Annotated in this window: 16 protein-coding genes; 10 read left to right on the plus strand and 6 right to left on the minus strand. The window is 69.6% G+C overall.

What is annotated here, in order from left to right:
• Nucleotides 1–292: 292 nt before the first annotated feature.
• The 3 genes from pheA (at nt 293) to ACWEFL_RS31075 (ending at nt 3,913) form a co-directional block, all read left to right on the plus strand.
• The gene (pheA, locus tag ACWEFL_RS31065) at nt 293–1,228 is read left to right on the plus strand and encodes a prephenate dehydratase (protein ID WP_451718967.1); all 936 of its coding nucleotides are present in this window, start codon (nt 293–295) and stop codon (nt 1,226–1,228) included.
• Nucleotides 1,229–1,799: 571 nt separating this feature from the next.
• Nucleotides 1,800–3,077, plus strand: a complete 1,278-nt coding sequence (serS, locus tag ACWEFL_RS31070) for a serine--tRNA ligase (RefSeq protein ID WP_451718969.1) — start codon at nt 1,800–1,802, stop codon at nt 3,075–3,077.
• Entirely contained in the window at nt 3,074–3,913 is an 840-nt protein-coding gene (locus ACWEFL_RS31075; protein WP_451718972.1) for an HAD family hydrolase, read from the plus strand. The genes serS and ACWEFL_RS31075 overlap by 4 nt, the downstream gene beginning before the upstream one ends.
• Nucleotides 3,914–4,419: 506 nt before the next feature.
• Here ACWEFL_RS31075 and ACWEFL_RS31080 read toward each other — a convergent pair.
• From ACWEFL_RS31080 to ACWEFL_RS31095, 4 genes are read right to left on the minus strand one after another with little or no spacing between them, the layout of a single operon-like run.
• Complete coding sequence (locus ACWEFL_RS31080) at nt 4,420–5,139, minus strand: ABC transporter permease (RefSeq protein ID WP_451718975.1); 720 nt, start codon at nt 5,137–5,139, stop codon at nt 4,420–4,422.
• 16 nt (nt 5,140–5,155) lie between these two features.
• Nucleotides 5,156–6,067 carry an ABC transporter ATP-binding protein gene (locus ACWEFL_RS31085; protein ID WP_451718977.1) on the minus strand — a complete coding sequence of 304 codons (912 nt, stop codon included), beginning with the start codon at nt 6,065–6,067 and terminating at the stop codon, nt 5,156–5,158.
• Nucleotides 6,068–6,116: 49 nt separating this feature from the next.
• On the minus strand, nt 6,117–7,019 hold the full coding sequence (locus tag ACWEFL_RS31090) for an ABC transporter permease (RefSeq protein WP_451718980.1): 903 nt from the start codon (nt 7,017–7,019) through the stop codon (nt 6,117–6,119).
• Entirely contained in the window at nt 7,016–8,026 is a 1,011-nt protein-coding gene (locus ACWEFL_RS31095; RefSeq protein WP_451719077.1) for an ABC transporter ATP-binding protein, read from the minus strand. Before ACWEFL_RS31095 ends, ACWEFL_RS31090 begins: the two co-directional genes overlap by 4 nt.
• 443 nt (nt 8,027–8,469) lie before the next feature.
• Here ACWEFL_RS31095 and ACWEFL_RS31100 point away from each other — a divergent pair, with 443 nt between their 5' ends.
• From ACWEFL_RS31100 to ACWEFL_RS31130, 7 genes are all read left to right on the plus strand, one after another.
• The gene (locus ACWEFL_RS31100; protein WP_451718982.1) at nt 8,470–10,290 is read left to right on the plus strand and encodes an SDR family oxidoreductase; all 1,821 of its coding nucleotides are present in this window, start codon (nt 8,470–8,472) and stop codon (nt 10,288–10,290) included.
• Nucleotides 10,291–10,412: 122 nt separating this feature from the next.
• Entirely contained in the window at nt 10,413–11,354 is a 942-nt protein-coding gene (locus ACWEFL_RS31105) for a MerR family transcriptional regulator (RefSeq protein ID WP_451718985.1), read from the plus strand.
• Nucleotides 11,355–11,479: 125 nt separating this feature from the next.
• Nucleotides 11,480–12,031, plus strand: a complete 552-nt coding sequence (locus ACWEFL_RS31110) for an RNA 2'-phosphotransferase (protein WP_451718988.1) — start codon at nt 11,480–11,482, stop codon at nt 12,029–12,031.
• A gap of 611 nt (nt 12,032–12,642) precedes the next feature.
• Nucleotides 12,643–13,539: an LLM class flavin-dependent oxidoreductase gene (locus ACWEFL_RS31115; RefSeq protein WP_451718990.1), complete on the plus strand. Its 897-nt coding sequence runs from the start codon at nt 12,643–12,645 to the stop codon at nt 13,537–13,539.
• A gap of 194 nt (nt 13,540–13,733) precedes the next feature.
• Entirely contained in the window at nt 13,734–14,489 is a 756-nt protein-coding gene (locus tag ACWEFL_RS31120) for a Crp/Fnr family transcriptional regulator (protein ID WP_451718993.1), read from the plus strand.
• A gap of 766 nt (nt 14,490–15,255) precedes the next feature.
• On the plus strand, nt 15,256–15,816 hold the full coding sequence (locus tag ACWEFL_RS31125) for a hypothetical protein (protein WP_451718995.1): 561 nt from the start codon (nt 15,256–15,258) through the stop codon (nt 15,814–15,816).
• A gap of 423 nt (nt 15,817–16,239) precedes the next feature.
• Nucleotides 16,240–17,094 (plus strand): Cof-type HAD-IIB family hydrolase, encoded by an 855-nt coding sequence (locus ACWEFL_RS31130; RefSeq protein ID WP_451718998.1) that lies wholly within the window; start codon nt 16,240–16,242, stop codon nt 17,092–17,094.
• Between the two features lie 3 nt (nt 17,095–17,097).
• Here ACWEFL_RS31130 and ACWEFL_RS31135 read toward each other — a convergent pair whose 3' ends face one another.
• A complete protein-coding gene (locus ACWEFL_RS31135) occupies nt 17,098–18,057 on the minus strand; it encodes a M23 family metallopeptidase (RefSeq protein ID WP_451719001.1) in 960 nt (319 codons plus the stop codon).
• A gap of 472 nt (nt 18,058–18,529) precedes the next feature.
• A complete protein-coding gene (locus ACWEFL_RS31140) occupies nt 18,530–20,299 on the minus strand; it encodes a sensor histidine kinase (protein WP_451719004.1) in 1,770 nt (589 codons plus the stop codon).
• Nucleotides 20,300–20,362: the final 63 nt, after the last annotated feature.

The raw sequence follows: 20,362 nt of genomic DNA on the forward strand, positions 1-20,362 counted from the left end.
GTACTGCCTCGGGGCATCGGCACGAGTCGGCCACGGGAGCGGCTTCACGGGTCCGGTTCGGGGTCCTGGGGCTGGGGTCCTGCGGCTGGGATCCGGTTCGGACCGGGGCTTCACCGGTGCGGGTGGACGGGGTCGCGGGTCGGTCGCGGAGGGTCACGCAGGGGAGTGCTTCGAGCGGTCCGGTAAGGGGCGCGCTCCATGGCGTGCGGCTGTTACCCCGCCCGCCGGGTGGGCCTGTTCCGGAGGGGCCGCACGGGCACGGGGGAGGGCGCGGGGCGACTAGGGTGACCGTATGTCAGCCATGCGGTACACCTACCTCGGCCCCGAGGGCACGTTCACCGAAGCGGCCCTCCGCTCTCTGCCAGAAGCCGCCACCCGGGAGCTCATCCCGATGGTGTCCGTTCCCGCCGCACTCGACGCCGTACGGAACGGGGACGCCGCGGCGGCGCTCGTACCGATCGAGAACTCGGTCGAGGGCGGGGTCACCGCGACCCTGGACGAGCTGGCGACCGGCGAGCCGCTGATGATCTACCGCGAGGTGGTGCTGCCGATCGCCTTCGCGCTGCTGGCGCGGCCCGGCACCGTGCTGTCCGAGGTGAAGACGGTGACCGGGCACCCGGTGGCCCAGCCCCAGGTGCGCAACTGGCTGCGGGCGAACCTCCCGGACGCCGTGTGGGAGTCGGCCGCGTCCAACGCCGACGGCGCACGACTGGTGCAGGAGGGCCGGTACGACGCGGCCTTCGCGGGTGAGTTCGCGGCGGCGACCTACGGCCTGGAGCCGCTGGTGGCCGACATCCACGACGCGGACAACGCGGAGACCCGCTTCGTCCTGGTGGGCCGCCCCGCGCGGCCCGCGGCGCCGACCGGGGCCGACAAGACCTCCGTCGTCATCTGGCAGCGCGACGACCATCCGGGAGCGCTGCTGGAACTGCTCCAGGAGTTCGCCGTACGCGGGGTCAACCTGATGCTGCTCCAGTCCCGGCCGACGGGACAGGGCATTGGCAACTACTGCTTCGCCGTCGACGCCGAGGGCCATATCTCCGACCGGAGGGTGGGTGAGGCGCTGATGGGGCTGAAGCGGATCTGTCCCGAGGTGCGGTTCCTCGGCTCGTATCCGCGTGCGGGCGTGGCACCGGCGGACGTGAGGGGACCACGGCCGGGGACGTCGGACATGGAGTTCACGGCCGCGTCGGACTGGCTGGCGCGCTGCCAGGACGGCCGGGCCTGAACAACACCGGGCCGTGACCGGAACTGTCCTACCTGCCGATTTTCACCGTCCACAGAGTTATCCACAGGTTCGAGTCTCGACCTGGGGACAAGTCGACAACGCACCTCGGTCTGGTCGACAAATCGGCCCACTCGCCGCGCTTCCTTCCACAGGGCCACACTTCACCCCGCCACCTTCCCGTCACCTCAAATTCCTCGATCAACTCTCCAGAGTGGGTGATTTCCACCCGAATGAGCGTCTTGGGAAGGTTTAAGGAAGCAGCCCTCGGATGCGACTTCAACTCCAGGAACGATCACTTCCACAATCCACAGTTCCCCTTCACAGCCTGTGGATAACTTTTCGGCAACCCCCTCCCCTGTGGACAACCACGAACCAAGTCCCGCAGCCCACAAGGGATATGAGTCAATTCCGGCCTGGCCGAGATGCCCCATTGCAGCGAACGGCACCGTATTCATTGACATCGACGCGCGCTTCGGACCGCACTTTCGCAAAACTCACCAATAGGCATAAAAGCATGCGCAACGCTATATCAGGTGGGCGGGCGAGGAGCGCGCACCGGTAGCCTGGTGGGGTGATTGACCTTCGCCTGCTCCGTGAGGACCCCGACCGTGTTCGCGCCTCCCAGCGCGCCCGTGGAGAGGACGTCGCGCTCGTCGACGCTCTGCTCTCCGCCGATGAGCGGCGCAGGTCCTCCGGCGTCCGCTTCGACGAGCTGCGCTCCGAGCAGAAGGCTCTCGGCAGGCTCATCCCCAAGGCGTCGCCCGAGGAGCGCGCCGAGCTGCTGACGAAGGCCGAGCAGCTGAAGGCCGACGTCAGGGCGGCCGACGCGGCGCAGGACGAGGCCGACGAGGAGGCCAAGGCGCTCCTCCTCAAGCTCGGCAACCTCGTCCACGAAGAGGTTCCGGTGGGCGGCGAGGAGGACTTCGTCGTCCTGGAGACCCACGGGACCATCCGCGACTTCGCCGCCGAGGGCTTCGCGCCCAAGGACCATCTGGAGCTGGGCGAGGCGCTGGGCGCCATCGACGTCGAGCGCGGCGCCAAGGTGTCCGGCTCGCGCTTCTACTACCTCACGGGCGTCGGCGCCCTGCTGGAGCTGGCCCTGGTCAACGCGGCCATCGCGCAGGCCACCGAGGCGGGCTTCATCCCGATGCTGACCCCCGCGCTGGTCCGCCCGCGCGCCATGGAGGGCACCGGTTTCCTCGGCCAGGCCGCGGAGAACGTGTACCACCTGGAGAAGGACGACTACTACCTCGTCGGCACCTCCGAGGTCCCCCTCGCCGCGTACCACATGGACGAGATCATCGACGCCGACCGTCTGCCGCTGCGGTACGCGGGTTTCTCGCCGTGCTTCCGCCGTGAGGCCGGCACCTACGGCAAGGACACCCGTGGCATCTTCCGGGTGCACCAGTTCGACAAGGTCGAGATGTTCTCGTACGTCGCTCCACAGGACGCGGAGGCCGAGCACAAGCGGCTGCTGGAGTGGGAGAAGCAGTGGCTGACCGCGCTCGACCTGCCGTTCCAGGTCATCGATGTCGCCTCGGGTGACCTCGGCTCGTCCGCCGCGCGGAAGTACGACTGCGAGGCGTGGATCCCCACGCAGGGCAAGTACCGCGAGCTGACCTCCGCGTCGAACTGCGACGGCTTCCAGGCCCGCCGTCTCGCCATCCGCATGCGGGACGGCAAGAAGGTCCAGCCGCTGTCGACGCTGAACGGCACGCTCTGCGCCGTGCCGCGCACGATCGTGGCGATCCTGGAGAACCACCAGCTGGCCGACGGTTCGGTCCGGGTCCCCGAAGTGCTGCGTCCCTACCTCGGCGGCCGGGAGATCCTGGAGCCGATCGCGAAGTGAGCCCGGCCCCGTTCCCGTACCGCCTCATCGCCACCGATCTCGACGGCACACTGCTGCGCCCCGACGAGACGATCTCCTCTCGCACGCGCGCGGCGCTCGCGGCGGCCACCGAAGCGGGTGCCGCGCATATCGTCGTCACCGGGCGTGCCGTGCCGTGGACCCGGCACATACTCGACGACCTCGGCTACGAGGGCCTCGCCGTCTGCGGCCAGGGCGCACAGGTCTACCACGCGGGCGAGCACCGTCTGCTGACCTCGCTCACCCTCGACCGCAAGATCGCGGCGATCGCTCTCGCCAAGCTTGAGGCCGAGGTCGGCCCCCTGGCCCTGGCGGCGAGCCGTGACGGGCTCGACGGCGAGGTCCTGGTCAGCGCGGACTACGAGGTGCAGGACGGCCCGCTGCCGTTCCTGCCCCTCAACGACGTGGCCGATCTGTGGGCCGCCCCGTTGAACAAGGTCTACATCCAGCACTCCCGGCTGGACGACGACGCTCTGGTCAAGGTCGCGAAGGAGACGATCGGCGGCCTGGTGGACGTGGTCATGGCCGGGCCCGGCATAGTGGAGATCCTGCCCCTCGGCCTCTCCAAGGCCACGGGCCTCTCGCTGGCCGCCCGCCGCCTGGGCCTGCGGGCCGCCGACACGATCGCCTTCGGCGATATGCCGAACGACATACCCATGTTCGCCTGGGCAGCCCACGGCGTGGCGATGGCCAACGCCCACCCGGATCTGAAGGCCGTGGCCACGGAGTCGACGTCCTCGAACGCGGACGACGGCATCGCGGTCAAGCTGGAGTCCCTGCTGGGGAACCACGGTCCGTCCCGGTCGACCAGGGACTGAGCCCCGCGTAACGACGGAGGAATCGGGCCGGGCACCCACCTCCGGGAAGGAGGCGGCCCGCGCTTTCGCGCGCTCGAAGCGGCCGCCTCCCCGGGCAACGGCTCGCGCGGCTCGCGGAGTTCGGTGGCTACTCCTCGGCCTGCCCGGCGATGCCCTGCGGGGAGCGGGACGGACACTCGGTCATCGTCGCGCTCCTCTCCCGGCAGGTGGCACCGGTCGCACTGATGTGCGCCCGGCCCAACCACTCTCCCCGGCCCGGCCGTTCGGCGCCACTGGTTTTCCTCCACCCGTAGGGGGAGCCACCGGCAGACGAAGACGTACGAGGGCCGGCCCCACCCGAGAAAACGCGCACTGGCGCTCGGACGGGGCCGGCCCACCAGCACACGGCGACCGGCAACCGGCAACCGGCAACCGGCAACCGGAGCCATGGTCCCCACTCGGGCACCCCGGCCCCGGTCCCTCTCGCTCGGTCACTCCTGCCGGATTGCCGGGTCAGCCTTCCCCCGTCACTCCTCACCCGCGAGCTTCAGCACCCGCAGCCGCTGCCCCGCGTACCAGGTCGCCACCGCGGTGACACCGGCGAGCAGCACCACCGCCAGCGGCAGTCCCACATCGGAGCCGATCATGCCCTCCCCTCCGATCTTCTCGGCGAGGGAGAGCGCCCACTGCTGAACGCTGAGAGTGCGCGCGCCGGGCACCATGCTGCCGAACAGGGACTCCCAGACGATGGCGTAGACGAGCCCGATCACGACCGCGTGCCTGCTGACCGTCCCGAGCAGCAGGAACAGCGCGCTGTAGGCGATCGAGGCCACCAGCGCGGCCACGGTGTACGCGGCGGCGATCTGCTGCCCGTTGCCGTTGAGGATGTAGCCCGCGATCAGCGTGGGGAGCGCGGAGAAGAGCATGGTCACGCCGATCGCGACGATCAGCTTGGTGAGGATGATCGTGGGCCGCTTCACCGGTTTGGCCAGCAGATAGACGATCGAGCCGTCGTCGATCTCGGGCGCGATCGCGCCGGTGCCCGCGATCACCCCGATCAGCGGCACCATGGTGGCCAGGGCGAATCCACCGAGCACTTCGGCGGCGATCTGGTCGTCCGCGCCGTTCAACGCGCGGATCGCACCCGCGATGACCAGGAGCAGCGCGGGCAGGATGAACAGGATCGCCGCCCTGCGCCTGCCGAGCACGGCCCGATAGGTGAGCCGGGCGACTGTGGGGTTGTACATGACGTCACAGCTCCTTTCAGGCCGCTACGAGGTAGGAGAAGACCGATTCGAGGGACTCGTCCGAGGGCGAGACCGTGAGCAGACGGATGGAGTGGTCGCGGGCGACCCTCGGCAGCAGTTCGGTGAACCTGCCGAAGTCGACCGCCTGAATGCGCAGCGCGCCCTCGGTGACATCCACCTCGATGCCCGCCGTCGACGGATCGGCGATCAGCGCGGCGGCGAGCGCGCGGTCGTCGCTGGAGCGCACGAGATAGCGGTGGGGGCGGTCCGTCATCAGCCTGCGGATCCTGCGGAAGTCGCCGGACGCCGCGTGCCGTCCGGCGACGATCACCTCGATGTGCGAGGCGAGTTGCTCGACTTCCTCCAGAATATGGGAGGAGAAGAGCACCGTCCTGCCCGTGGCGCCCATACGCCGTAGAAGCTCCATGAGCTGCATCCGCTGCCGCGGGTCCATGCCGTTGAAGGGCTCGTCCAGCAGGAGTACGGCCGGGTCGTGGACAAGGGCGGAGGCCATCTTCACGCGCTGCCGCATGCCCTTGCTGTATGTCGCGATCTTGCGGTCCTGCGCGTACTCCATCTCGACCGTGGCGAGCGCGTTCTGGGCCTCCTTCCCGCCCAGGCCGTGCAATTCGGCGTTGGCGACGACGAACTCGCGACCGGTGAGGAAGTCGTACATCGCTTCCCGCTCCGGTACGACGCCGATCTCCCGGTAGGCGGACTCGTTCCGCCAGATCTGCCGGCCGTCGAGCGTGACGCTGCCCGTCGAGGGGGCGAGGAATCCGCCCATCATGTTGATGAGTGTGGACTTGCCCGCGCCGTTGGGGCCGAGGAGACCGGTGACGCCGGGGCCGACGGCCATGGTGACGTCGTTGACGGCCACGACGTTCCCGAACCACCGGGAGGCGTGCTCGATGTGAAGGGTGCTCATGGGCGCGGCCCATTCTTTAGAAGGACGGTGGTAGGCGACGGGTGGGCGGTCACAGCCCGACCTTTCGGTAGCGGCGCATCAGGACGCCGTACGAGCCGGCGATGAGCGCGAGAACGACCAGCAGATAGACCACGCCGGCGCCGGTGCCCGGTCCGACCTCCCCCGGGAAGTTGGACGTGGCGCCGAGGAACGCGGTCTGCACACCGTCGACGAGTGTGGCCGGTGAGAAGAGACCGAACCACTTGACCGCCGCGACCGAGTCCGTCTCGACGGCGATGGCCTGCACGGTGGAGACGGCGCCGTAGGTGATGGTCAGCGTGCCGATGATGGCCGCGACGCCGAAACCGCGGCGCGGGGTGAGGGCCGCCATCACCAGGCCGAGCCCTCCGTAGAGCACGGAGAGGATCGCGACGGAGACCAGGCCCTGCCCGAACCACTTCGACTGGTCGGCGAAGTCCATCTTGGCGAGCATCGAACCGATGTAGAGGACCAGCAGCGGCGAGGCCGTGAGGATGAACATGGCCGTGGCCATCGCGCCGAATTTGGCGAGTACGTAGTCGATCCGCTCGATCGGGCGGGAGAAGTACAGCGGCACCGTCTTGAAGCGCAGATCACGGGAGACGGACTGCGGGGCCTGGGCGGCCAGGAAGAGTCCGATGATGCCCTGGGTGACGATCGCGTAGGACGTGTACTCCAAGGGGAGCTTCTCCGCCTTGGTGGCGACGGCGACCGCGACCATGATCGCCGCGGGCAGGGCCATCACCGCGAAGAGAATCATCGGCAGCACCTTGGACTTGGCCGAGCGGCCGAGGCCGAACGAACCGCGCAGGGACTGCGAGTACAGCGAGCGTCGGGCATAGGCGCGGCCGAGCCGTTCGCCCTCGTAGTTGCGGTAGCCGATGTTGTGGATACGGGCGGTCTCGGGGACCGCCCCGGGGGTCTGTGTGCTCATCGGGACTGCACCTCCATCGCCTGGTCCGCCTGATCCGTCTCCAGGCCGCGGTTCTCGCTCGTCGCCCGGTCCGACGCGTCCGTGTGGAAGACCTCGGCGATGTGGTGGCGCCGCTGTTCCATCCGTACGAGACCGAGGCCGAGCCCGGCGACGGTGTCGCGCACGACGTCGTACGTCTCCTCGCCGGTCGCCTCGACCAGCAGGATGTGGCCCGCGCCCGGCAGCCCCTCCTCCAGGCCCGCGTGGAGGGTGATTCCGGCGGCGGCGAGCCGTTCGCGCAGTACGGCGGTGCCGTCGGGGTGCTCGTCGCTGTCGGTGACCTCGACCGCGAGGGTCGCGGTCTGCTGGGTGAAGTCGCTGGTGGAGCTGGAGCGCAGCAGCGATCCGCCGTCGATGACGACGACATGGTCACAGGTGCGTTCGAGTTCACCGAGGAGGTGCGAGGTGACCAGGACCGAGATCCCGAAGTCGGTGTGGACACGGCGGATCAGGCCGAGCATCTCGTCCCGTCCCACCGGGTCGAGGCCGTTGGTCGGCTCGTCCAGAAGGACCAGTTTGGGGTCGTGGACAAGGGCCTGCGCGAGTTTCACCCGCTGCTTCATGCCGGTGGAGTAGCCGCCGATGGGGCGGTACCGCTCCTCGTAGAGGCCGACGTGCCGCAGGGTGTCCGCGGTGCGTTCGCGGGCGGCCGTGGGCGGGAGTCCGGACATGCGCGCCATGTGGACGACCAGTTCGGTGGCCGAGACATCGGGCGGCAGGCAGTCGTGCTCGGGCATGTAGCCCACCTGTTCCCGGATGGCGCTGCCATGGGTGGCGACATCGAGACCGAGCACCGAGGCCCGGCCTTCCGTGGCGGGGGACAGACCCAGCAGGATCTTGATCAAGGTCGACTTGCCGGCTCCATTGGCGCCCACCAGTCCGGTCACACCGGGGCCGATGTCCATGGAGAGCCGGTCAAGCGCGGTCACCCTGGGGAACCGCTTGCTCAGGCTTTCGGTCACGATCACAGTCACGTTCCGAACATAGTGGCGCACGCCACAGAGAGCGTCAGCCTGGGCGGCTGGATCGATGTCCGACTCCAGAGGGACGTACCCGTAGGGGGTGATACCAAAGTGGACGGGGGGCGGTGACGAAAGTCCGGGCGCGACCGGGCCGGAGTCGCGGCGGGCGGGAGTCCGGGCGTGACGACCGGGCCGGAGTCCGGGCGTGACCGGGCCGGGCGGGAGTTTTCCACAGGGCGACGCCCGGCACTTGACGTAGCCGCCGAGCATTGTCACATTCGTCAGTGTCACCTTACGGATGCGTAGCGCGACGAGGGGCGGGCGGGGAGGGGCGGGGCGGGTGGCTTCGGCGGGGGCGCCGACCGCAGGGGCCCGGAGCGGAGAGCGTTCCGGCCGGACGACGAACCGCCGCATGTGCGGCACTGGGCAGCAGGAGCGAGGGAGTCGGCGTGGGTATCGAGGATGCGCGGGAGCGCTGGGTCCGCTCGGGTGGAATCGACCTGTGCGTAGCCGAGTTGGGCGATGTCTCACAGCCCACGGTCGTACTCGTCCACGGTTACCCGGACAGCAAGGAGGTGTGGTCCGAGGTCGCCGGACGACTGGCCGACCGTTTTCATGTGGTGTTGTACGACGTACGGGGGCATGGCCGCTCCGCCGCGCCGAAGCCCCTGCGCGGCGGTTTCACCCTGGAGAAGCTGACAGACGACTTCCTCGCGGTCGCGGACGCGGTGAGCCCGGACCGGCCGGTGCACCTCGTCGGCCACGACTGGGGGTCGGTGCAGTCCTGGGAGTTCGTCACCGTCGGTCGCACGGAGGGCCGTATCGCCTCCTTCACCTCTATGTCCGGGCCGTCCCTCGACCACTTCGGGCACTGGATCAAGAAACGGATGACCCGGCCCACGCCCCGGCGCGTCGGCCAGCTTCTCGGCCAGGGCGTCAAGTCCTGGTATGTGTACGCGCTGCATACGCCGGTGCTGCCGGAGCTGGCCTGGCGCGGGCCGCTGGGCAGACAGTGGCCGAAGATCCTCCGGCGGATGGAGAAGCCGCTGACCGGCAGCTACCCGACGTCCTCGCTGCCGGACGACGCGGCGCGCGGTGCCTGGCTCTACCGTGACAACATCCGCGCCCGGCTGCGCCGCCCGCGCCCGGACGCGTATGCCCACGCCCCCGTCCAGCTGATCACACCGACCGGGGACGCCTTTCTGTCGGAACGGCTCAATGACGAACTGGACGAGTGGGTTCCGCAGTTGACCCGCCGGACCCTGCCCGCGAAGCACTGGGTTCCGCGCACCCGGCCCGATCAACTGGCCGTCTGGATCGGAGACTTCGTCCTCGCCCATGACAACGGTCCTGTGGGAGCGGCGGAAACGGCGGAGCCAGATAGGACCGCCGGCCCGGCGGGCATCGCGGAGACGGCACGGGCAGCCAGGACCAGAAGACCGTATGCCGAGCGCTTCGGCGGACAACTCGTCCTGGTCACGGGCGCGGCCAGCGGCATCGGGCGGGCCACGGCTCTCGCGTTCGCCGAGGCCGGGGCGCGGATCGTGGCCGTGGACCGGGACGCCGAAGGAGCGGCCAGGACCGCCGAGCAGTCGCTGCTCATCGGCGCGCCCGACGCCTGGGGCGAAGCGGCGGAAGTGAGCGACGAGGAAGCGATGGAGAAGCTGGCAGGGAAGGTCGCCGCCGAGTACGGCGTGGTGAACGTCCTGGTCAACAACGCCGGCATCGGGCTCGCCGGCCCCTTCCTCCGAACCGGCCCCCAGGAGTGGAAGGAGGTCCTCGACGTCAATCTGTGGGGCGTCATCCACGGCTGCCGGCTCTTCGGCCGGCAGATGGCCGAGCGCGGCCAGGGCGGCCATATCGTCAACGTCGCCTCCGCGGCGGCCTATCAGCCGTCGATGGCGCTGCCCGCGTACAGCACCTCCAAGGCCGCGGTTCTGATGCTGAGCCAGTGCCTGCGCGCGGAACTGGCGGCCCAGGGCATCGGGGTCTCCGCGATATGTCCGGGCTTCGTCAACACGAACATCCCTTCCACCGCGCGTTTCACCGGGGTCGACGAGGCCGAGGAGAAGCGTCGGCAGAAGCGGTCCGCCCGGCTCTACGGACTGCGCAACTACCCACCGGAGAAGGTGGCCGACGCGATCCTGCGCGCGGTCGTACGGAATGAGGCGGTGGTCCCGGTCACGCCCGAGGCACGAGTGATGCTGCTCATGTCCCGTTTCGCGCCCAGGACTTCGCGGGCGATCGCCCGGCTGGAGCCACGGCTGTGAGCGGGGGACGCATCCACGGCGGGGGACGCCTCCTTCGAGCGAATCAGCGGCTTTCTTCCGTGCTCGTGAGGCCGTCGCATGTCAGTGATCACGGGAGGCGGTCGGTCATCGAGGGAGCGGGCTTGTCCGAGCAGTCAGTCACCGAGTACCGGATCGAGGACCTGGCGCACCTCAGCGGTGCCACGGTCCGTACGATCCGCGCCTATCAGGACCGAGGTCTGCTGCCGAAGCCGGAGCGGCGCGGACGGTCCAATGTGTACGGCTCCGCCCATCTGGCCCGGCTGCGGCAGATCGCCGACCTGCTCGACCGCGGCTACACCCTGGCCTCGATCAAGGAACTGCTGGAGGCGTGGGACGCGGGTCGGGGGCTCGGCGGGGTGCTCGGTCTGGTAGCGGAGGTACAGGGCCCATGGACCGACGAGGAGGCCATCCGGATCACCCGTGCCGAACTGGAGGAGAAGTTCGGCGGCGAGCCGAACGAGAAGGCCGTCGCGGAGGCGGTGGAGCTGGGAATTCTGGAGCCCCTGGCGGGACGGGCCGACGAGTTTCTCGTACCCAGCCCACAAGAGCTAGCGGTAGCGGTCGAGTTGCACGCGGCAGGGATAGCCCTGCCGGCAATCTCCGGCCATCTCAGGGAGCTTCGCGATCAGGTCGAGCACATCGCCTCCCGTTTCCTGGAGTTCACCACCGAGCATGTGTTCGCCCGCTATCTCGGCCATCGGCCGCCGACGGACGCGGACGCGGCCGAAGCGGCGTCGATGGTCCGCCGACTTCGCCCGCTCGCACAGCAGACGGTAGACGCCGAACTGGCCAGGGCCATGCGGATGTTCGCCACCCGCCGTCTGCGGCAGCACCTCACAGCGGAGGGCTCGCCGCCACAAGCCCCCGAGCCACGTTCCGTCACACTGCCACAGGAGACAATCCGGGCCGTTCAGAGCCTCGTTGGTCCAAAGAACACGGCAGCGTTCATCGCCGCCGCCACCGAACGGGAGGTACAGGCAAGAACTTTGGATGCCCTCACCGCAAGAGCCGGAGGTTCGGCGGAACTTGATCAAGAAGGTTGATCCGACGGATAGTTGTCCACAGAATCGCCAATTAGCCTGTGGATAACTCTAGTTGGCTGTGGATCAAACCTGTGGACGAAAATTTCTCGGTGGCGGCCGAGATGGCTTCCGGTCACCCTGGCTCCATGGACCCTGACGAACGACGCACCGTGACGGTGTCGAAGTACCTCTCGAAACATCTGCGGCATCAACCCGACCGGATCGGCATCGCCCTCGACGAGAACGGCTGGGTGGAGATCGCCGATCTGATACGGGCGGCCGGCGCCCACCACTTCCCCTTCACCCGCGCTGAGCTGGATCATGTCGTCGCGGCCAACGACAAGCGCCGCTTCACCATCGATGGCAGCCGTATCCGTGCCAACCAGGGTCACACCGTCGAGGTGGACCTGGGACTTCCCCCGGCCGACCCCCCGGCGTACCTCTATCACGGCACGGTCGCCCGCAATCTGGCCTCGATCCGTACGGACGGCCTGCGCCCGATGGCCCGCCACCATGTGCATCTCTCGCCCGACCGCGAGACGGCGACCCGCGTCGGCGCACGCCGGGGACGCCCGGTCGTCCTGTCCGTGGACTCCGGCGCGATGCACCAGGCGGGCCATGTCTTCCGGGTGAGCGCGAACGGCGTCTGGCTCGCGGAGGTCGTACCGCCGGAGTTTCTGCGCTTCCCCGAGCGGTAGCCACCGGCCGGTTCCCGGCCCGCCTCTCCCCGAGGTCCGTGACCGATACCGATATCGATGCCGTCCCCTGACCCCGGCACGGCTCCCGGGGATGACGGCGGCACCCTGCCGACGCTGACCGCCGCCGCGACGGCAACCGGGCGAATGCGCCGGGGAACGCTCGTCACCTCGGTCGAGCCTTGTTCGCCTATCGCAGCCTGATCTGCGGGAACGGGCGCTGAGAGGGCCCCACGTACCGTCCTGACTCAGATCGCGATGAGCCGCACCCGGTTGTCGCAGAGCTTCGCCATGTGTAGTACATGACCTACTAAGTCGCCGCTGCTCCGCAGCGACTACTGGCGGTCGGCGACGAACCTGCTGAGGCGGTCGCCAATGACGGAGGCGCCCGGACGGGGTTCGTTCTCGTAGTGCCAGAGCTTGCTTCGGCGGAGTAGCATCTCACCGTGCTCGCTCCAGGCGGATCCGGGGTTGCGCAGGAGCTTTCGGAGCACCTCGTCGGCGGTCTCCGGTGAGCGGCGACCGGGCGGCTCCTATGGCGACGTCGACGCGGCTTACCGAATCTGCTCCCTCGGCATACCGCGGCAGTGAGAAGCCCACGTATCGTCGGGATCATGCGTCTGAGCACCGTGATCCTTCCCGTCCGGCCCTGGCACCAAGGAGGCGAGGAGGAGTGGACTCGCGCCGAGGAACTGGGCTTCCACACCGCGTACACCTATGACCACCTGACCTGGCGCACCTTCCGGGACGGGCCGTGGTTCGGCGCGATACCCACCCTGACCGCCGCCGCCACGGCCACCCAGCGACTGCGTCTGGGCACCCTGGTCACCTCGCCCAACTTCCGGCACCCCGTGACCCTCGCGAAGGAACTGATGTCACTGGACGACGTCTCCGAGGGCCGGTTCACCCTCGGCATCGGCGCGGGCGGCAACGGCTTCGACGCCACCGCGCTCGGCCAGGAGGCATGGACGCCGCGTGAGCGGGCGGATCGTTTCGCCGAGTTCGTACCGCTGCTCGACCGGCTGCTCACCGAGGAGTCCGTCACGCACGAGGGCACCCACTACTCCGCCGATGAGGCCCGCGGCATTCCCGGCTGTGTGCAGCGGCCCCGCCTCCCCTTCGCGGTGGCCGCCAACGGCCCGCGTGGAATGAAGCTGGCCGCGGAGCACGGACAGGGCTGGGTGACCACCGGCGACCCGAAGATCTTCGAGACTGGTACGCCGGAGCAGTCACGTGCGGCCATCCGCGGGCAGATCGAGCGGCTCGGGAGTGCGTGCTCCGAGATCGGGCGGGACGCTGCCGAGCTGGACAAGATCCTTCTCACCGGCTTCACTCCCGACCGCGGGCAACCCCTGGAGTCGCTGGACGCGTTCGTGGACTTCGCGGGCAGGCACTTCGCCCTCGGCATCGACGAGATCGTGATCCACGCGCCCATCCCCGACTCCGATTTCGCGGCCGACCAGGCGGTCTTCGAGAAGATCGCGACCGAAGCGCCGGCCCAGCTGAGCTGACCTCGGCCCCCGCCGTCCACCGTCCACCGTCCGCCGTCGACCCACACACCGCTCCCGTCCCGCACCGCGCCTGTCCCTCCGGCTCCGGCCCGCTCCCCGGCGGTCTTGCGCGAGGCGGGTCCTGGCGACAGGCTGCGAGAGGCTCGGCCATCTGGAACGATCGTGACGCGTGATCCTCGCCAGGGAGGTGCCGGATGAACGCTGACGCGCCGACGTCCGACGGCACCGCCGGTCCCGAATCGACGACGGCGGCGTCCTCGTCGCGCCGACCGGGCGGCTCCCCCTGGCCGGAGGGGTCCTTCGTCGCGCAGCTTTCCACCGACGCGCGCGAAGCCCTCTTCCAGGCTGGTACCGTCCGGCAGTTCGCCGCCGGGGAGAGGCTGCTCACCCAGGGCGACGACTCCACCCACGTGATGGTGATCCGGCAGGGCCTGGTGAAGATCGTCTCAAGCGCGGAGAACGGTCACACGACCCTGCTGGCGATTCGCACCCTGGGGGACATCGTCGGAGAGCTGGGGGCGCTCGACAACCGACCCCGATCGGCCACCGTCTTCGCCGTCAGGAATGTCGTGGTGACCGTCATCGCCGGTCAAGCCTTCAAGGAAGTGTGCCGACGCGAGCCCCAGGTGTCGCTGGTGCTGATGCGGATCGTCACCAACAGGCTGAGAGCGGCGACTCAGGCGCGGATCGACCTCGGAGGCTACTCGCTGAAGGTCCGGCTGGCGAGAACACTCGTCTCCCTGGCGGGAACGTACGGCGTAGCGCAGGAGAAAGGGGTGCGGATCGGCGTCCCGCTCAGCAACGACGATCTGGCGTCCCTGATCGGATCGTCCCCGGTGAGTCTGCATCGGGCTCTGAGGACGTTGCGGGACGACGGGGTCATCAACACCGGCTACCGAAGTCTGGTGATCACCGATCTGCCGGGTCTCACCCGGATCGCCGAGGGCTGACGGCGCCTCCTGAGAATCCTGAGCCAGGGCAGGGGCAACGCTAAAGGCCACGCAGGGTCATCGGGGGCAGCGTCGGGGCGGTTCGTACGGGGGGGCGGGTGGCGCGTACGCGCGCGTCGTAGAACCTGTACGCCGGAAAGCCGAGCGCCAACTGGACAGAGCAGACAGGAGTTATGGGCTACCACCCCCACAACTCCTTCTGCTTCGATGGCCGGAGCGGGCTCGGCAAGTGATCCCAGCAACGGCGCTACCAGCGTAGTCGTCCCGCCATCGACGGAACCTCGTCAAAAGATGGGATCTGCACGACTTTCCTGCCGGTCTCTCGCCGGAGCCGGAGGCTTCCCCAGGGGCTGGATCGCCCGATCACCCGGCCGTACCGTGTGAGGTGTCCGGCCGCGGTCTTCAACCACGCCTCCTACCAAGGCGTTTGCGGCCGGGTCCGGATCAGGGATCCGGATACGGAGCAGGGCTCGGCAACTCGACTCATGATGCCAAGGAGACGGTATGGACAAGGGGACATGCGGGTGGTGGCGGTCGGCGCGGCAGTGGTGCCGCCCGCTCTGGAGCCGGTCGCGTTCGGGCTGTTCACGATGAGCGGGACGGCCTTGGGCACCGGAGGGACGGTCGTCGCCGCCCCGGCCGGCGGGGTCGACGTACGGCGACCGGTCATCGCGACGCCCGCAACGCCCGCGACACCTGTGACACCTGCGGCGGGCGCGGCGCAAGACGCGGTCGGCGCATAACGGCGATGCGGCAGGGGCACGTTATGTACGGCAGGTCCGACGCGGGACCGGGGCGCGGGCGGAAGGGAAGTGCCGCCCTCCGGGCCGCCGCCGTCGGGGCCGAGGATCTCGACCTGTCGCGCGTGCCCCTGCTGCCCGAGCGGCTGCTGACGGAACCGTTCCGTCAACTACGGGAACTGGGACTGCCGACCGGGGATCTGATGATCTGCGGTAGCGCTCCGCTCTATATACGCGGGCTGCGGGACCGGATCACCGATCTCGACGTGGTCGCCCGTGGAGCGGCCTGGCAGCGGGCGTTGACGCTCGGAAGCGCGCTGAGGGCGCCCTTCGAGGGAGCGCTCTCCATCCGGCTGCTGGACGGGCGGATCGAGGTCACCAATGAGTGGTACGCAAGTCTGTTCGGCAGCGTGGAGCAGCTGTTCGCGAGGGCGGAGACCTTCGGTGATCTGCGCTTTCTCTCACTGGCCGATACCGTCGCATGGAAGGTTCACCTCGGCAGGGAGAAGGACCGCAAGGATCTCCTCCGGCTCGCGGAGCGGGTGCGGGAGGTCGGTCCGCACGATCCACCGGAACCGCCAGAGTGACGGGACCCCGAGTAGCAGGGCCCGGGTGACAGGGTCCGGGTAGCAGGGCCCAGGTAACAGGACCCGAGTGACAGGACCCGAGTGACAGGACCCGAGTGACAGGGCTCCGAGAGGCAGGGCTCCGAGAGGCAGCGGCCTCCCTGGCGACGAGGTCACTCGGCGCACGACGGATCGGGTGCACCCGGCAGACCGGCCGAGCCGACTGTCCCCGCGCGCATCCGGGCACCCTGAGCCATATCCGTACCCCCGGCGGCCGAGGCGCAGCGCACCACGGATCTGCTGCGCCCCCAGCGCTGCCGACACGCGCCCCCTGCGCCCCTCTCGACCTGTCCGGCCGCCGCGTTACGCTCCCCTGCACCCAGCAGTCCACTCATATGTGCGGGCCCCCGCACGCCCGTGCGATACATACGGAAGAATGGATGCGTGACCTCAGCAACCAACTCCCGTATCCAGTCCCCGGCACCCCGGCTGATCGCCACCGACCTGGACGGCACCCTGCTGCGCGACGACAAATCCGTCTCCGACCGGACCGTGGCGGCACTGGCCGCCGCCGAGGAGGCCGGGATCGAGGTCTTCTTCGTCACCGGGCGTCCCGCCCGCTGGATGGACGTGGTCAGTGAACATGTGCACGGCCATGGCCTGGCCATCTGCGCCAACGGCGCCGCCGTCGTGGATCTGCACTCGGGCGGGACGCTTCTGGAGGTCCGCGCTCTGGAGCGGGCCACCGCCCTCGACGTCGTGAGCACCCTGCGCGACATCGTCCCCGGCACCTCCTTCGCGGTGGAGACGACCGCGGGATTCCAGCACGAGCCCGACTATCCGGCGCTGTTCAACTACGATCCGGGCACCATCGTCGCCCTCGCCGAAAAGCTCCTTCAGGAGGAGGAGGCCGGAAGCGGCGCTCCGGTGCTCAAGCTGCTCGCCCAGCACCGCGGGCTGGAGCCCGATGGCTTCCTCGCCCTGGCCCGTACCGCCGTGGGCGCGCGTGTCTCCATCACCCGATCCAGCGCGAGCGCCCTGCTGGAGATCAGCGGTCCGGGTGTGAGCAAGGCCAGCACCCTGGCGCTGTGCTGCGCCGAACGCGGCATCTCGGCGGACGAGGTCGTCGCCTTCGGCGACATGCCCAACGATGTGGACATGCTGAGCTGGGCCGGTACCTCGTACGCGATGGGCAACGCGCATCCGGACGTGATCGCCGCGGCCTCCGGCCGGACGGTCGCCAACAACGAGGACGGTGTCGCGGTCGTCATCGAGCGGATCCTGCGGGATCTGCCGTGAGTTTCAGGCCGCGGGTTCTTCCACGAACCTGACACCCCGCTCCCGAAGCCACTGCGCCGGATCCACTCCCGACCCCAGATACGGTGTGAGCCGCACCTCGAAGTGCAGGTGCGGCCCCGTGGAGTTGCCCGTCGTGCCCGCCAGCCCGATCACCCGGCCGGTGGACACGCGCTCGCCCTGGTCGACGGCGACCGACGCCAGATGGGCGTACTGCGTGTAGTACCCGCCGTGATGCTGTACGACGATCTCGATCCCGAAGCCTCCTCCGCAGGAGACCGACAGCACCCGGCCCGCGCCGACCGACCGCACCGGGGCGCCGATGCCCACCGCGAAGTCCTGACCGGTGTGCCGACGGGCCCAGCGGTTGCCGCCGCTGCCGAAGCCCGCGGAGAGCCGGTACCGCTCCACCGGAGTCACCCAGGAGACGCCCGGCGGAACGGTGTGCCGGCTCTGGTCGAGGCGTACGGCGCCGGCGCACTTGCCCGCCGCGACGCTATTGTTGGCCTGCCTCTGCAGCGTCCACTGCGCGGCCTCCAGCCGGGTGTGGATGCTCAGCTTGACGGCCGCGAGCTTCGCTCTGCGCGCGTCGAAATCGTGCCAGGCGACCCTGGCCCGTCTTTCGGCCACCCAGAACTGGCGCTCGGCGGACCTGGCCCTGCCCAGCAGCTGGTTCACCGTCATCTCGGCCTGCCAGGCGAACCGCCGCCCGCGCATCAGCTCGTCGGGGTCCCTCGACAGGAGCAGCCGGGCGGTCAACGCCAGCGGTCCGCCGGAGCGGTACTGGGCGCGGGCGACCGCGCCCACGGCGTCGTGAATCGTGGTGAGTTGCCGCCGCTGGCCGTCGAGCCGCCTCTGGAGCCGGCCGGCCGCGGTGCGCTGGGTGTCGGCCGCGCGTCTGTTCTTCTCGTACTCCGCGGTGACCTTGGCGGTTTCTTCGTACAACCGGGCCACCTCCGCGCTCATGCCCAGGTCGGGAGCGTGTGCCGGGCCGAGCGACGAGCCGGGTGACAAGCCGGGCACGCTGGACGACCGACCGTGTGACGCGCCGTGTGACGCGCCGGGCGACGCGCTGAGCGGGAAAGCGGCAGACGGTCCGGGCGAGGTGGGGGAAAGGGCGGAAGCAGGGCCGTCCACATGCCCGTACGCCGCCGCCGGCGGAGTCATCAGAAGTGCGCACAGCAACACCGCAGCGAGCAGCGGCGTCCTGTCGCGGTGTCTCAGGCGCATAGCCGGGATCGTGACCCGATCCGGGCTCGAATCCGGGGACCCACAGGGTGTCGTGGGGCCACCTGGCCCAGGAAAATCCGCAGGTCGCAGCAGTGCGGCCATGCTCCGGGCCGTAGGCACAGCCCTCGGGCGAGAGCGCCGTGCAGGGCCCTCGCACACGGCGCGGGACCGCGCGGCCGGAGCCCCTTCACCGCACCCGTGCCCCCGGCTACAGCGGGGCCTCCCAGGACACGGTCGTCCCCTGCCCGTTCTCCCCGATGCCCGGCCCGCACCCGCTCGAACCGCCCAGCGACTCCGCCCGCCGCGCGAGGTTGCGCAACCCGCTGCGCCGGCCGCCCTCCGGGATGCCGATCCCGTCGTCCGCGACCGTCAGCCGTACGCCGTCGGAACCGTCGGGCAGCGTGACTGTGGAGTCCACCACGACCTCGATATGAGCGGCCTCGGCGTGCCGGAAGGCATTGGACAGCGCCTCCCGCAGCGCCGCGATCAGGTTCTTCCCGGTGAGGTCGCCGACGGTGGCGTCGACCGCGCCGATGAAGCGGTGGCCCGGCTTGAAGCCGAGCGGCACGGCCGCCATGTTGATTTCGCGGAGTACGCGGGTCCGCAGCCCGGACGGAGCCTCCGCGGGACCCTGCTGGAGCGCGAAGATGGCGGTGCGGATCTCCTGGATCGTGACGTCCAGTTCATCGACCGCCTTGCCGACGCCGTCCTGCACGGCGGGCACGAGCGACCGGCGCTGTGCGCCCTCCAGCATCATCCCGGTGGCGAACAGCCGCTGGATGACCAGATCGTGCAGATCGCGGGCGATCCGGTCGCGGTCCTCGTACACCGCCAGCCGCTCCCGGTCGCGCTGGGCCTCCGCCATGATCAGCGCGAGCGCGGCCTGGGAGGCGAACTGGGTGGCCAGGGTCCGCTCCGCCTCGGTGAAGCGGCGTGCGCCGCGTACCCGCGGGGTGGCGAGCGCTCCGAGGACCCGGCCGCCGCTCTGCAGCGGGAGCATCATGCTGGGTCCGTACCGCGAGGCGACCTCGTTGATCACTCGTGGATCGGTGGCCGAGTTCTCGACGAACACGGGCTCCCCGGCGAGCAGGCTGGCGATCGCCGGACTCTCGGGGGGTATGACCACGCCCAGCGAGGTCACGGGAAGGTCGGAGGCGACGGCGGCGATCTCCAGACCGCCCTCCTCGGCCGGGAGCAGCACGATCCCGGCCGAGGAGTCGGCCAGCCTCCGTGCCTGTTCGGCGACGACCGCCAGGGCGTCCTCGGCATCGCCTCCGGAGAGCAGGGCGGTCGTCACGGCCACCGAGCCGTCGATCCACCGCTCGCGCTGGCGGGCCGCCTCGTAGAGCCGGGCGTTGCCGATCGCGATCCCGGCCTCGGTGGCGAGGACACGCACCATGTGGAGGTCGTAGTCGTTGAACTGGGCCCCGCCGCGCTTCTCCGCCAGATAGAGATTGCCGAAGATCTCGCCCTGGACGCGGATGGGGACACCGAGAAAGGTCCGCATCGGCGGATGGCCGGGCGGGAATCCGGCCGCGCGCGGATCGGACGTCAGATCGGCGAGCACGACGGGGACCGGGTCGTGGATCAGCGCGCCGAGCAGTCCCCTGTGTCCGTCGGGCCGGTCTCCGATGACCCCGGCGACCTCGTCGTCGACCCCGTACGTCACAAAGTCGGAGAGCCCTCGGCCTTCCTCGTCGACGACCCCGATGGCGGCGTACCGGGCGTCGGCCAGTTCGGCCGCGGTCTCACAGATCCGATCGAGAGTGCTGTGGAGCTCCAGCCCGGTGCCCACGGAGCGCATGGCCTCCAGCAGCTGCGGGATGCGGGCGGTGAGTTCGGTGGACAGGCCCTGGAGGCTCCGGCTCGCCCGGCTCCCGGCTTCGATCGGATTCGTCGACCCGATCGGATTCGTCGACCGGATCCGGTTCCTCGGCCTGGTCGGATCCTGCGGATCCTGCGATTCGGGCGCTGTCATGACCTTGAGCCTAGTTATTCCTATTTAGAGAGGAAAGTCGGCTCCCAAGGGGGCACGGCTCTG

The organism is Streptomyces sp. NPDC004838, from assembly GCF_053600955.1.

Excerpts from the sequence above, each read along its gene's own strand:
- ACWEFL_RS31120 (WP_451718993.1), top strand. The coding sequence starts at position 13,734 with ATGAACGCTGACGCGCCGACGTCCGACGGCACCGCCGGTCCCGAATCG.
- ACWEFL_RS31125 (WP_451718995.1), top strand. The coding sequence starts at position 15,256 with ATGTACGGCAGGTCCGACGCGGGACCGGGGCGCGGGCGGAAGGGAAGT.
- ACWEFL_RS31085 (WP_451718977.1), bottom strand. The coding sequence starts at position 6,067 with ATGAGCACCCTTCACATCGAGCACGCCTCCCGGTGGTTCGGGAACGTC.
- ACWEFL_RS31110 (WP_451718988.1), top strand. The coding sequence starts at position 11,480 with ATGGACCCTGACGAACGACGCACCGTGACGGTGTCGAAGTACCTCTCG.
- ACWEFL_RS31140 (WP_451719004.1), bottom strand. The coding sequence starts at position 20,299 with ATGACAGCGCCCGAATCGCAGGATCCGCAGGATCCGACCAGGCCGAGG.
- pheA (WP_451718967.1), top strand. The coding sequence starts at position 293 with ATGTCAGCCATGCGGTACACCTACCTCGGCCCCGAGGGCACGTTCACC.
- ACWEFL_RS31090 (WP_451718980.1), bottom strand. The coding sequence starts at position 7,019 with ATGAGCACACAGACCCCCGGGGCGGTCCCCGAGACCGCCCGTATCCAC.
- ACWEFL_RS31135 (WP_451719001.1), bottom strand. The coding sequence starts at position 18,057 with ATGAGCGCGGAGGTGGCCCGGTTGTACGAAGAAACCGCCAAGGTCACC.
- ACWEFL_RS31115 (WP_451718990.1), top strand. The coding sequence starts at position 12,643 with ATGCGTCTGAGCACCGTGATCCTTCCCGTCCGGCCCTGGCACCAAGGA.
- ACWEFL_RS31080 (WP_451718975.1), bottom strand. The coding sequence starts at position 5,139 with ATGTACAACCCCACAGTCGCCCGGCTCACCTATCGGGCCGTGCTCGGC.